The organism is Paenibacillus popilliae ATCC 14706 (assembly GCF_000315235.1).
GTDB lineage: Bacteria > Bacillota > Bacilli > Paenibacillales > Paenibacillaceae > Paenibacillus_B > Paenibacillus_B popilliae.
Genome location: NZ_BALG01000256.1, coordinates 57,696 through 70,157 on the forward strand (window position 1 = coordinate 57,696; position 12,462 = coordinate 70,157).

The following is a 12,462-nucleotide window of genomic DNA, read 5'->3' on the forward strand; positions in this document are numbered from 1 at the left end:
ACAGTGGTTCACCTATTTAGCGGGTGCTCTCCATGGGATGCTCCCCCCCTACAACGGAAATTTTCCATCCGCTTGTTCTGGTCTGCAGTTCCCACAGTTTGGAGTAAAGGCCGCTTGTCTGCAGCAGTTCCTCATGTCGTCCCTGGGCTACGATTTGGCCTTTGTCCAGCACGATGATGTTGTCTGCCTTGACGACCGTTCTCAGACGATGGGCGATCATGATGACGGTGCGTCCCTTGATAAGTCGTCCGATCGCCTTCTGCATTTCCGCCTCGTTCTCCGGGTCGAGCGAGGAAGTCGCTTCGTCCAGCAAAATGACGGGCGCGTTTTTGAGCATCGCTCTGGCAATCGAAATGCGCTGCTTCTCGCCGCCCGATAGCGTGGAACCTCCTTCACCGACCATCGTATCGTAGCCTTGCGGCAGCTTCATGATGAATTCATGGCAGCAGGCTTCCCTGGCGGCCGCCTCAATCTCCTCTTGCGAAGCGTCCTCCCGGCCATAGCGGATGTTATTGCGGATCGTATCCTGAAACAGGTATACATCCTGAAACACCATAGATATTTTTTTCATCAGCTTTTCCGGATCCATCTCGCGTTCGTCATTGCCGCCGAACAGCACTTTCCCTTGCTGCGGGTCGTAAAAGCGCACGATCAGGCGAAGCATCGTGCTTTTCCCGCTTCCCGACGGGCCGACAATCGCCGTAAGCGTCCCTTCCTTCATCTCTGCCGAAATTTGATCCAGTACAATGTGGTTGCCGTAACCGAAGGTCACCTTCTCAAACTGGATATGATGGTTCTCCGGCGGTTCCTTCTCCCCTGCCATCACGGGCTGATGAATCAGGTTTACAATGCGTTCCCCTGCCATGGCGTGATACTTAAACTCGGGCAAACGCATAATCGCAGCCGACAGCGGATCAAAGAGACGGGTGCCGACCAGCAAAAACATGGCGAACAAAGGCACCGAAATTTCTCCGCCGAGGATGAGATAGACGCCTGTCATCGTAATCAGGGATAGCCCAGATTCCATAAAGGCGATGGCGACCAGGAAAAAGGGGCCGAGCGCACCCTCTAGCTTGATGCTTTCTTTCATGTAACGATAAAAGGCTCGCTCCAGTTTTTTAAAGTTTGCACCGCGCAGATTGTAAGCTTTAATGACTTTCATACCGAGCAAATATTCCTGCAAACGGTTCGACTGCATGATTTTCGCTTCGGCATGACGTTGGCCGAGTTGCCGTTCCAGACGGGAAATGCCCCACAGGATCAGCAGCGATACGGGCAATCCCGCGAACATGGCCACCGTCATTCGCCAGTCGATAAAAATCAGCCCGCAAAAAGCGAGGACGGGGATGATCACGCCGCTGACAAGCTGAGGAAAAACATGGGTCACCGCAGTTTCGGTCTGGGTAAAATCATTCATCATCCTATGGCCAAGCTCTCCCGTGTCTTTCCGCATGAGAAATCCGAGCGGAAGCTTGCGGACATGATCGGCCAGCTGGGTTCGTCCCTCGGCAGAGGACTCATACGCGCCGCGGTAAGTGGCGCGGTAAGACTTCACCTCGGCCGCAAACACCAAGGGGACAAATAACACCATGCCTCCCCAGGCAAGCCACAAGATGTGCATATTCAGATCCGGCTGCCAACCAGCGTAAAAAGCGTAAATGATGCTGACCGCCACGGTGACGCACCCTACCGGAAATAGATTGGCTAGATTGGCCAACACCGCCCACAGAATGGGCTTTCGCATTTTTTTCGGGTGGCCCGCGGTAATATTGTATAGCCGCTCCATCATCGTGCCATCGCCCCCTCTTTCTCCTGTACATGATCGATCTGCCATTGCACGGACATCATGTAGGCGTCCCACATGATGTGGTACAAGCCGCCTCGAGCAATAAGCTCATGGTGCGTGCCGGAATCGTTGATGCGGCCATCGTTCAACACGATGATTTGTTCCGCTTCGCAGATCGTCGTCAAGCGGTGGGCGATGATCAGCACCGTTTTACCCTTAATCAGTTCCCGCAGCGCGAGCTGCATGTGATACTCGTTTTCCGGATCAGCATAAGCGGTCGCCTCGTCCAGTACAAGGATCGGCGCGTTTTTCAAAATGGCTCTTGCCACCGAAACCCGCTGCTCTTCTCCTCCAGACAGATAGACCCCGCCTTCGCCGATAAGCGTATCGTAGCCGTGTGGCAACTGTTCAATAAACGGGTGACATTGCGCCGCCCTAGCCGCCGCGTACACTTCCTCCCGGGTCGCAGTCGGCCTGCCTGCCGCAATGTTGTTGTAGACGGTGTCTGAAAACAAAAACGTATCCTGGAACACGAAAGACATGGCGTCCATCAGATCGCTTGTTGTCATGTCCCGAATGTCGACGCCACCGATGGTAATGCTTCCTTGCCGCACGTCCCAAAAGCGGGGGATCAGCTGGGCGACGGTCGATTTTCCCGAGCCGGACGGCCCCACCAGCGCCGTAATCTCGCCTTGCCGGGCCGTAAAGCTGATGTCATGCAGCACATCTACGCCGTGTGGTCCATCATACGAAAAGGAGACCTCATGGAACTGAACATCGTAGAACGACGGCTTCCGGGAGAGTGCGGGCTCCGGGATCGCCTGTTCGGCCAAGATCCCGTCGATGCGTCTGACACCCTCAACAATGACGATCAGGGTGGAGGCAAGGCTGTTGAGTTTGAATATCGGCGTAGAGATCCCTGGCGCCAGCACAAGGAAAAACATCAAGGTTACGGCAAAAGCCGCGTTGTCGGGATCTCCGCTTATGAAAAACAGTCCCATCGGCAAGAAAAAGGTGACTAGCGATAGAAGAATGACTTTAAAGGACACATATCCGTTCTGGAAATTATCGGTATACTTGAGACTGAAATCGCGGTAACGGATAATATCGTCATTGAATTTTCGAAACGAGCGGACAGTTTGTCCGAAAATTTTGATGGACGGCATACCCCTCACATACTGGATGGCTGACGTATTGATGTTTTCCAGCGCGTCGAAATACTCTTTCAAGCCCGCCTTCGCTTTTTGGCCGGCCATCATTGAGAACTGGCAGGCAAAACCGATCAGCATCGGAATGACGCAAGCCAAGGCAAACCAGACATTCAAGGAGAACATCGTGACCACCATCGCCGCAATCATGACCGCCGTACTGATTAGATCGGGCAATTGATGGGCGATAAACTGTTCGATTCGCTCCACATCCAGCTCCACATTTTTTTTGATTTTCCCCGTGGCGTTATAGTTGAAGTAGCCGAGCGGGAGCCTTCCGATATGCTCGGACAGCTTGACGCGGATGCCGTAAAGAATGCGAAATGCGGCAATATGCGAACACATCCCTCCAACATACATCAGGAAATAACCGACTGCCATTCCGGCGGCGCCCAACACAGCCCAGCGGATGACGAAGGGGGCGTTCACGTCGGAAATATCCGACGCGTGGCGAAGCAGCTCGGCCATGACAAAGTACACGGCGAGATACGGAACCAGCATCATTACAACGCTTCCCACAGACAAAATGCCCGACCATACAAGCAGCGACTTCTTTTCGCCCGCAAGCTCCAGAAGCCTGGCAATTCCTTGTTTTTTTTGTTCTCTCAAAGCGGCCGTCCTTCCCTTCTCTTCATTTCTACCGTATGGTCACAGGCAAGCTCTGTCAAAATCCGGTCGTGCGTAATGATGACGACCGTTTTTCCTGCACAGGCAAGCTTGCTCACCCAGGCGGCCACATGGAGAACGCCCTCGCCGTCAAGCCCGCTGGTCGGTTCGTCCAGCACAATCAACTCTGCGTCCGAGCAATATGCAGCGGCCATCGTAACCCGTTGCTTTTCTCCCCCAGACAACGACGCGGGGTGTCTATCCTTCAGCGCTCGCAAGCCAAACGCATCCAATGCTTCATAGGCCTTGAAGCGAAGCGCTTCATCCAGACGCCTGCTCAACACGAGTTCGCCTCCCACGCTGTCGGTATAGAGTTGATAGTCCGCGTCCTGCATGACCAGATAGCTCATGGCACGTCTTCGGCTTGCCGACAAGGGGATTCTCCGGCTGAAAATCGTTCCCTCGCGCTGGCGAAGTAAACCGCTTAAAATTTTGCCCAATGTGGTCTTGCCTGCTCCATTTTCTCCCGTGAGCGCGGTCACGCTCCCCATAGGAAGCGTGATGTCGATCCCGTTTATCCCATCCCCGTTTCGTTGATAACGATAAGCAAGATTTTTCCCCTGAAGAGCTTGTTCCGCCGGGACGACTGTGAAGCGACGCGTTCCTGCGTCCTGAACCATGTCCGGATGGCGCAGGCCGTAAGGGCGAACATCTTCGTAGGCAAGACGTGCAAATTCATCCTTCGTCCATTGGCAGGCAATGCTGCCTTGATCCATGCAGACAAAGCGATCCGCCACGGGCAGCAGCGAATGTAGCCGGTGCTCGCTAATGATTAGCGTCGTTCCGTTCGCTTTAAGCATTTCTAATATTTCCACAACGTGTTGCGTCGCTTGTTCATCCAGATTGGCGGTCGGCTCATCCAGGATCAGCAGCGGCGGCGATAGAACGGATGCAGCCGCGATAGCTACTCGTTGCTTCTGTCCGCTCGACAGCATGCTGAGCTTGCGCTCCAGCAAGTGCGAGATACCGAGCAACTCCGCTTGCTTCTCAATCCGATCGATCACCTCATCCGGCGCCAGCCCGAGGTTCTCGGCCGAAAACGCCAGTTCGTCCCGAACGTTGTCCATAAAAAACTGGCTTCGCGGATCCTGGAATACGACGCCGATCCATTTGGTGCGCTCCTCCGGCAAGAGGGAGGAAGGAGCCTTGCCTCCGACAAGCACTTCTCCGGCTAGGCTCCCGGGATAAAAACCGGGAGCAAGCCCGCTCACAAGACGCAAAATCGTGCTTTTGCCACTGCCTGAGCGGCCGCACAGCACGACGCATTGTCCGGCCTTCACGGACAAGCTGACATGATGCAACCCGGTGTTGTCCCCCGCTGCTCCGTCTTCATGGCCATAGTAGAAGGTCACGTCGTTCAACACAATCATCTAGTTAAAATCCCCCCAATAAACGGCTGTCCCCAATAGGACATAAAGACCCGCTGCGATGCCGTCCGCCACTCGCAATCCGACCGGATGGATGGAGGTTCTGCTGGAGCCGCACTCAATCCCCCGCAGCTCAGCAGATGAAGCGAGCTCCGACGACAGCTTCAGACACCGGACGATGAGCGGCACGAAGTAACATTCGTAGACAAAAGCGGGATTCCGCAGGGGGCTGTGCCAATGCGGGAAAATGCCTCTCGCTCGGATGCCTCCATGGATCGCTTTGAATTCCATCATCAACACGGAAAAAAAGCGAACGAGGATGCAAACCATAACCAACACCGGCTTCGGGAAGGCCGCTCTATCCAAGGCGCACATGATGCGGCTTGGAGGTGAGCTTATCAGCGCTGCCGAGATCATGACGAGCGGCATCATTCTGATAAAGGTGAAAACAATGATCCCCAATGCTGGCGAAAGACCGGGCATAACAGACAGAACGGCTGTTAACGCGATGTAGATCAAACTAAAAGAAACCGCCTGCCGAAACATCCGATTATAAAGCAAATACAGTGCGCTTAAAGCGACCAACAGGTGCAAGTGCAGCGTATCGCTCGCGAGCATAATCAGAACACTCGCCAATATCAGCATAAGCAGATGAGTTCTAGGATCGAGCCGCATTATACCAACCTGGCCTTCTTCATATGCTTTTTCAGCAGCGCGTTACCAATCAAGCAACCGGCACACGAGCCCGCGAAAGAAACGACGCACATGATCAGAACCAGGCTTGGCGTACCGTAATAGTACAACATGGCGGCAAGTTGCTCCGGAGAATAACTTTGCTCCAGAATCGCCACATATTGATCCTTGAAAAACATAAGCGGTACGACGCCGCAGAAGGAATAGCCCGCATAAAACAAACCGAAGCCTACGGCATTGCGGACAGGATTCCTGTAGGTGTCTCTTCCCCACATCACCAGCTCGCACAGAAGACCCACAATAGCCAGCGTAATCAGGAAGTACACAAAGCCGAACGCTATAAAATATAAGCCCGTAATCAGCGCACTGAAGAACAAAATCCCGCGCTTGCCTATCTTATTGGACATCACCATATAAATAGGACCATTGATCAACGCGATCACCCCCCCGCCAAGCAAATAAGAGATAGGATGGGCAAACATGGCGGCGGCCGTCATGACGATAATCATGACAACATTAAAAATAGCGAGCGTAACGAAATCCCGGATTTTCCAACCGTTTTTTTCTGCAACGTTCTTTACATGCGCTTGTGCTTGTGTTTGCATGATTATTCTCCTCCCGATTTTTAAAATAAAATGATAATTGGTGATCATCGTAATAGGGTTGCGATGATTTATCTCTATTGAAAATTTCTATTGATTATGATTATCATTATCATGTAATCTATGTTTACTTTACTTTCCCTTGAAACAACCCGTCAATACAGTTGGGATGTTTACGGCTAATCGTGTCATCGCTTCGTCCAATCGTGATATTTGGAGGTGGTAAAATGAGAGATATTATTACTGAAGTGTTTGTCCCTTGTTTGACGGCAAACGGGTTCTACCCGGATGACGGGAATGAGCAATTTTGTCGCGAAGGCATTTGTTATACGCTCTCCTCCGAGAAAGGCTGCGGACACTTCTGGGCCTATTCGCATAAGAGTCTATTTTCCGTTTATGTTCAGGATTTTGTCCTTTATGAGGATTTATTTCTGCAATACCAACAGCCCGAGTATATCAGTATCAACTACTATGATTCCGTTTCCGGCGAAGAACTGAAGCCAAGCCAACGACTAACGTGCAACCGTATCAACGGACATATCGGTTATGGCAATGTATATCAAGCTGTCTATCATAAAAACATTCCCATTCGCTCCACGGGAATTGTGATTATCCCGGAGTACTTCGAAGATGATTTAAGAAGCAATTATCCGGAAGAATGCCGTGATCTTCGATCGGCTATTATCAATGTCGACGGGGAAGGGGATTTTCCAGAATTGGTATTTATAATGAGGCAAATCCGGAGTTATCGGGGATCGGGCATAGCCGCAAAGCTATTTTATGAGGGGAAGGTTAAGGAGGCCTTGTCTCTTATCGTCGGGAAAACAAAGCCAGAAAGACCGACCTATGCAACGAAGAGCTTGTCCGGTCAAGATCTGGACAGCTTGGCCTCCGTGATCAGATACATAAACGATCGCTTCACTTGCGAGTTGAACTTGGAACAGCTTGCCCGTATCGCCTGTATGGGAATAACCAAGCTGAAATATACGTTTAAACGGGCTTACCAATGCACGATTACCGAGTATATCCAGAATAAGAGAATGAGTCACGCCGAGCATCTCCTTGCGAACTCGGAACTGTACGTCAATCAGATCGCTCACATCGTCGGCTATAAAAATACCAGCCGCTTCTGTGAGTTGTTCAGAAAAAATACCGGGTTAACACCCAATGAATACCGGAAGCTTTCCAAAACAAAGGTGTCGGTATCAAAAAGCTGAGGAAAATATAGAGGAGAATGTAATGAAAACGAATCATACCGTTACCCCCTGGTTGCTTGCCTGTCCGCAGGCAAAAGACAAAATTCGCCTGTTCTGCTTCCCCTATGCAGGCGGAGGTGCCTACATTTATCGGGGATGGCGCGAGGCGTTGCCCATTGATGCGGGTGTGTACCCGATACAGCTTCCGGGCAGGGAAAACCGGATAACAGAACCGCCTATCTGCGACATGAAAGCGTTGGTCGATGCCATTTCCGAAGCGATTTCCCCCTTTGTGCGGCGCCCATTTATCTTGTACGGACACAGCCTGGGCGCGCGCATCGCGTTCGAGCTTGCGCGACATCTGCGAAGAAAATGGAATATTCAGCCTTGCCACCTGATCGTTTCCGGAAGCCGCGCTCCACACCTTCCGGAATCAAAGCCGCTTCATCATTTGCCCGATGAGGAATTTGTCAAGGAACTGCGCCGATTTTCAGGCACGCCCGAGGCCTTGCTGCAATCCAAAGAGCTTATGGAACTCTTTATTCCGGTGTTGCGCGCAGACTTTACCGTCGACGAGACCTATGTCTATGCGGCGGAAGCGCCGCTGGATTGTCCGATTTCGGCCTTCGGCGGGACCACGGATCCGGAGGCACATCGAAAAGAGATGGAAGCATGGGCAAGCTTTACAAGCGGCGATTTTAGGCTCGACATGATTGAAGGGGATCATTTTTTTCTAAAAGCGCAAAGGGACGTTCTCTTGCGAGCCATTTCACAGCTGATCCTTCAACATATGGAGTAAGCGCCAGGATATTGCCGCACCGGCGTAGACGTGATGCAATAACTTGTTTGCGCAAGTGAGCACGGGCATACAGTTACCCGGGATTTGTGCTGTTATCCCAAGCCGTCTGCAAGGCATGCTGCATCTGATGAAGCGCATCACGGACCGGCATGTTCTGTTCCAACATATGTGCTATATAGGACGCGGATACTTCTTCCATTTTTTTCAAAACTGGATCGGGAAGTCTTCTTAACCCATTGATCCTATTATTGTTCACATGGTCTAGCTTATAAAATACTTCCGCCAGCCCCTCTTCATCTGTGGCCTCTCTTGCGGGCAAGTCATCAGGGTTGATGTGAGGAAGCAGTTTCCCGTAATCGTCACCACATATATATTTGACAAGTTCCCAAGCATCGTCTGCATGCTTAGCACCGGCAGGAATCGCAAATATTTCTTCCATACGAATTCCATTCCCCGTTGTTGGATATTGAGAACTTGTAGGGGATGGCACAACCGTCCATTCCAAATCATTATATCTGTCTTTACTTGCTGTAAGAATTCTGTACAGCGCTGAATCATCGACAGCCAGCGCGATATTCCCCGCGAGAAATGGGTAGCTTCTTACTTCGCTCTCTTCTCTTGTCATGGAGCGTTTCGATGCTTTTGAATGGTTGTCATAGCACACTTGCGCTTGAAAGCAATCCACAATATTTTGAAACACATTTTCCCATCCCGGCGCATCGAAAGTGAAATGTTCATTTCCATGATTAAAAAAATGCAATCCGCTTCCTTCCCCAACATAAAGCGCCATCATATAAGGATTGGCTGCGTATTTGGTATATAATCCATATTGTCTGACTTGCTTATTATCCGGCTTCACTTGTTGAGCCAACTGGAATACTTGATCCCATGTGAGCGAATCGGTTGGAACGGGGATCCCGCTCTCCGCTAACATTTTTTTATTTATGTACAAAGCAGAACCCGTAAATACAGGCGATAACCCGTTCAAATCCCCCGCTTCATTTTGCAGAGAATCGATAATTGCCGGCGTAATTCCCTCGATATCGAATCCATCCCTCTTCATCCAATGATTCAGGGGCCTTAACTTACTTCTCTCCCTAAAGATTGCATAATGTTCCATAGAGATCGATAGCACATCCGGTTGTTCTAATGCTATGGCGTTTTCGAGTGATTGGTAATAATTCTGATCAGGGGATAAAAAATCTTTTAATGAGATCACTTCGAGTTTATAGTTAGGATGCGTAGCAATAAAAAAGTTTCCATACTTTTGATTGAACACTTGTGAGTTAAATGCAAGCACTTTGAGCCTAATTGCCTCTTGAGGTGGTTGTTGAGGCTTGCTTGTGCATCCATAACAAATGAACACGAGTATCATGAAAATAAAGATGCCTTTTCTCATGGTTATTCCTCCACCCATTTACTGATAGTCTTTTATTGTTTACTATTATCTATTAAGCACTCACGCTTCCAAAAAGCTGTAAGTATTTTTCTGAAATATAGAAGGGCCACCTAAGTGACCCTATCTTAGCTAGAGCTAGCAACAAGAAATAAAGTCTGATTGGAGAAAATCACTGCAATAAGAACATTTGCCATCACATGGATAGCCAAATGTTACACAAGTAACAGTAGGTTCAATTGGAGAACAGGCATAATAATGTCTGTATTTAGTTTTTTTGTCCCCACAAGGGTTACTTGTGCATTCATCAATTGAACCACAGGAATTAGATGGAGCACCCAATAGTATCACCTCCTTTCATGAGGAGCACTTGGCTTTTGAATGGTAGCTATCAGCTTGTGAATGAAACATTTTATAGTATAGGCCTCGTAAAAGTAATAATTGTTGATGATTGCCTATTTCCTTAATTTCTCCTTCTTGAAGAACAATTATTTTATCTGCAAAAAGACAACTTGCTAATCGATGTGATATTATAACTGCTGTTTTCTCTTTACAAATATCTACAAAGCTATTAATAAGTTTTACCTCACTAATCGGATCCAAGGCTGCTGTTGGCTCGTCTAAAAAAACCATTTGGGCATCTTTATACAGTGCTCTTCCAAGAGCAAGTCTCTGCCATTGTCCCCCAGACAACTCTTTCCCCTTCTCATGAGTATGACCTAAGGCGGTATCTTCCCTCTCATAAAACATATCAACCATCTCAGAGATACCGGCTTCATCAATTGTTTTCTTCAGCCGTGTTTGATTGACAACTTCTGAGTGAGCTAATGTAATATTTTCTTTTATGGTGAGTTCATACTTTACAAAATCCTGAAATAAAACAGTCATTTTCTCACTCAACTCGTTTTCGGGGATATTGTCTATGTCAACACCATCAATTAATATTTTTCCTTCCTGGACAGAATACAGTCCTAGTAAGCATTTTATTAATGTGCTCTTTCCTGAACCATTATCCCCAACTATAGCGATAATCTCTCCCGGAGAGATTGAAAAGGATATGTTTTTTAAAATATAAGTATCGCTATTTGGATATTTAAATGATATATTTAATACTGCTACCTCCGGACTATCCACAACTTTCCCTAGATCTAATGATTTTTTAACATTTTTTTCTGGGATAGTGATAAATTTTTTTAAGTCAGATATATATAAACCTTGACTTATTATTGTCCCGATTCCACTAGATAAGAACTTTATAGAACTAATACTCATTGAGAGAAGTTGAGAATAGGCTACAAAATCCCCAATGGTTACATTTTTATGTCTACCAATCAACACAATTCCAGCAATAAATAGCGCGTTAACTATTTGATGAAGGGCAAAAATATCACTATTTCTTTTCAAACTGTATTTCTCTAGCTCATATTGTTCATTTGTTGTCTGTAGAAATATTTTTTTCCATAATTTTAATATATAACTTGCATGACCAAATAATTTGAATTCCTTTTGAACCATTTTGCTACTGAATAAGCTAAATAGATACTGACTTCTTCTTAATTTTTGAAGCTGTGAATGTTCCTGAATATATTTTTTGCGGGAAGTTATTGCAATTTCATGAAAAGAAGGAACTAAAAGGACGATTAGCAAAAATGCCAGAAGCCAATGTAGGGTAAATAATAAATAAGTGTATCCAGACAACATGATTATGTATTTAATAACATCCATTATAGAGATAAAACACAGAACAATTCGATTGCCAATATTACTGTTTATACGTTGCAGTAAATTATGATTTTCAGTTGTTTCAAAAAAAATTAATGGTAAAGATATAAGCTTGTTCGCAATTAATTTATCGATATGATAGTTCGCATATTGTGCTAATCTCGACCTGAGGAGTGTCTTTTGGTTTGCCATGAATTGACCTGCAATAACCAAAAAAAATTGTGCTGTTATACAAAATAGCGAATTATGAACCGCGTTCCCTTCATTAAGAACTTCTGCAATACTATCAGTTAACTTTTTTAGTGACGGATTGTAATATGAAGTGCGACACCCACTGGAAATAAATAAAAAAGGGGCTCATGGCCGGATTCGTGTAGAATGAAAGTTCTCACACCCCATTCACATAAGGAGAATCCAGCATGAGCTATACTCATCTTAGCATAATCGAGCGAAGCAAGCTAGAAATCCTCCATCAGCAAGGGAAAAGTGCCCGAGCCATCGCCAAGGACATGCCACCATTAGCCGGGAACTGCGCCGAAACGCAGCCCAAGAGACTTACCGTGTGGGGCCATCTCAGGAGAGCGATGTCCAGCGTCGTCAGGCCTCCATTCCCGCAGGAAAGTGGACACCGGATCTGGCCATGGTCATCAAAGAGAAGCTCCAGGCCACCTGATCTCCTGAGCAGACCCAGGAAGCAAGGTGCCCTTCTGACGGAAATACCGACATGTCGGGTCCGATTTCCGAAAGAATGCGCGCCGCGCTCCCGGAATCGTATCCAGCAGTTCGATTTCCTTCTGGTATGGGCTAAGCAGGTCTTCGATCTCCGCTTCCAAAGCGGTAATTTCTTTTTCCAAATACTCAAGATGGTCGTAATGCCTGCGGATCATCTTGCGATGGTGGGCTCGCACGCGTCCGTTTAAGGTATCAACCAACTGGTGTTTTTTGCAAGTGAAAAATGCTCAATTTTGCAGCCAAAAGTACCGAGGCACCTGCCAACCCTCCAAAGCTTAAAAAGGAATCCGTTCCA

9 protein-coding genes and 1 pseudogene are annotated in these 12,462 nt (G+C 48.0%); 3 read left to right on the top strand and 7 right to left on the bottom strand.

The window, feature by feature from the left end:
- Nucleotides 1-16: 16 nt before the first annotated feature.
- Genes PPOP_RS15765 through PPOP_RS15785 form a run of 5 tightly spaced genes read right to left on the bottom strand, consistent with a single transcriptional unit; the run spans nt 17 to nt 6,325 of the window.
- Complete coding sequence (locus PPOP_RS15765; protein ID WP_148277976.1) at nt 17-1,789, bottom strand: ABC transporter ATP-binding protein; 1,773 nt, start codon at nt 1,787-1,789, stop codon at nt 17-19.
- Nucleotides 1,786-3,603, bottom strand: a complete 1,818-nt coding sequence (locus tag PPOP_RS15770; RefSeq protein ID WP_006287561.1) for an ABC transporter ATP-binding protein — start codon at nt 3,601-3,603, stop codon at nt 1,786-1,788. Before PPOP_RS15770 ends, PPOP_RS15765 begins: the two co-directional genes overlap by 4 nt.
- Nucleotides 3,600-5,030 (bottom strand): ABC transporter ATP-binding protein, encoded by a 1,431-nt coding sequence (locus PPOP_RS15775; protein WP_006287562.1) that lies wholly within the window; start codon nt 5,028-5,030, stop codon nt 3,600-3,602. The genes PPOP_RS15770 and PPOP_RS15775 overlap by 4 nt, the downstream gene beginning before the upstream one ends.
- Nucleotides 5,031-5,702 (bottom strand): energy-coupling factor transporter transmembrane component T family protein, encoded by a 672-nt coding sequence (locus tag PPOP_RS15780; RefSeq protein WP_042229235.1) that lies wholly within the window; start codon nt 5,700-5,702, stop codon nt 5,031-5,033.
- A complete protein-coding gene (locus PPOP_RS15785; protein WP_006287564.1) occupies nt 5,702-6,325 on the bottom strand; it encodes an MptD family putative ECF transporter S component in 624 nt (207 codons plus the stop codon). Before PPOP_RS15785 ends, PPOP_RS15780 begins: the two co-directional genes overlap by 1 nt.
- A gap of 224 nt (nt 6,326-6,549) precedes the next feature.
- Here PPOP_RS15785 and PPOP_RS15790 point away from each other — a divergent pair, with 224 nt between their 5' ends.
- Both PPOP_RS15790 and PPOP_RS15795 read left to right on the top strand, forming a co-directional pair.
- On the top strand, nt 6,550-7,539 hold the full coding sequence (locus PPOP_RS15790; protein WP_006287565.1) for a helix-turn-helix domain-containing protein: 990 nt from the start codon (nt 6,550-6,552) through the stop codon (nt 7,537-7,539).
- Between the two features lie 22 nt (nt 7,540-7,561).
- Entirely contained in the window at nt 7,562-8,317 is a 756-nt protein-coding gene (locus tag PPOP_RS15795; protein WP_006287566.1) for a thioesterase II family protein, read from the top strand.
- Between the two features lie 73 nt (nt 8,318-8,390).
- Here the strand turns inward: PPOP_RS15795 and PPOP_RS15800 are convergent, their stop codons facing one another.
- Both PPOP_RS15800 and PPOP_RS15805 read right to left on the bottom strand, forming a co-directional pair.
- Nucleotides 8,391-9,716: an ABC transporter substrate-binding protein gene (locus PPOP_RS15800; RefSeq protein WP_042229238.1), complete on the bottom strand. Its 1,326-nt coding sequence runs from the start codon at nt 9,714-9,716 to the stop codon at nt 8,391-8,393.
- A 354-nt stretch (nt 9,717-10,070) separates the two neighbouring features.
- Nucleotides 10,071-11,627, bottom strand: coding sequence for an ABC transporter ATP-binding protein (locus tag PPOP_RS15805; RefSeq protein WP_052516635.1), 1,557 nt, complete (start codon nt 11,625-11,627; stop codon nt 10,071-10,073).
- A gap of 227 nt (nt 11,628-11,854) precedes the next feature.
- Between PPOP_RS15805 and PPOP_RS26030 the strand changes: the two are divergent.
- Nucleotides 11,855-12,105, top strand: a pseudogene (locus tag PPOP_RS26030) (helix-turn-helix domain-containing protein); the annotation flags it as partial.
- Nucleotides 12,106-12,462: the final 357 nt, after the last annotated feature.

Excerpts from the sequence above, each read along its gene's own strand:
- PPOP_RS15805 (WP_052516635.1), bottom strand. The coding sequence starts at position 11,627 with ATGGCAAACCAAAAGACACTCCTCAGGTCGAGATTAGCACAATATGCG.
- PPOP_RS15800 (WP_042229238.1), bottom strand. The coding sequence starts at position 9,716 with ATGAGAAAAGGCATCTTTATTTTCATGATACTCGTGTTCATTTGTTAT.
- PPOP_RS15765 (WP_148277976.1), bottom strand. The coding sequence starts at position 1,789 with ATGATGGAGCGGCTATACAATATTACCGCGGGCCACCCGAAAAAAATG.
- PPOP_RS15795 (WP_006287566.1), top strand. The coding sequence starts at position 7,562 with ATGAAAACGAATCATACCGTTACCCCCTGGTTGCTTGCCTGTCCGCAG.
- PPOP_RS15780 (WP_042229235.1), bottom strand. The coding sequence starts at position 5,702 with ATGCGGCTCGATCCTAGAACTCATCTGCTTATGCTGATATTGGCGAGT.
- PPOP_RS15785 (WP_006287564.1), bottom strand. The coding sequence starts at position 6,325 with ATGCAAACACAAGCACAAGCGCATGTAAAGAACGTTGCAGAAAAAAAC.
- PPOP_RS15790 (WP_006287565.1), top strand. The coding sequence starts at position 6,550 with ATGAGAGATATTATTACTGAAGTGTTTGTCCCTTGTTTGACGGCAAAC.
- PPOP_RS15775 (WP_006287562.1), bottom strand. The coding sequence starts at position 5,030 with ATGATTGTGTTGAACGACGTGACCTTCTACTATGGCCATGAAGACGGA.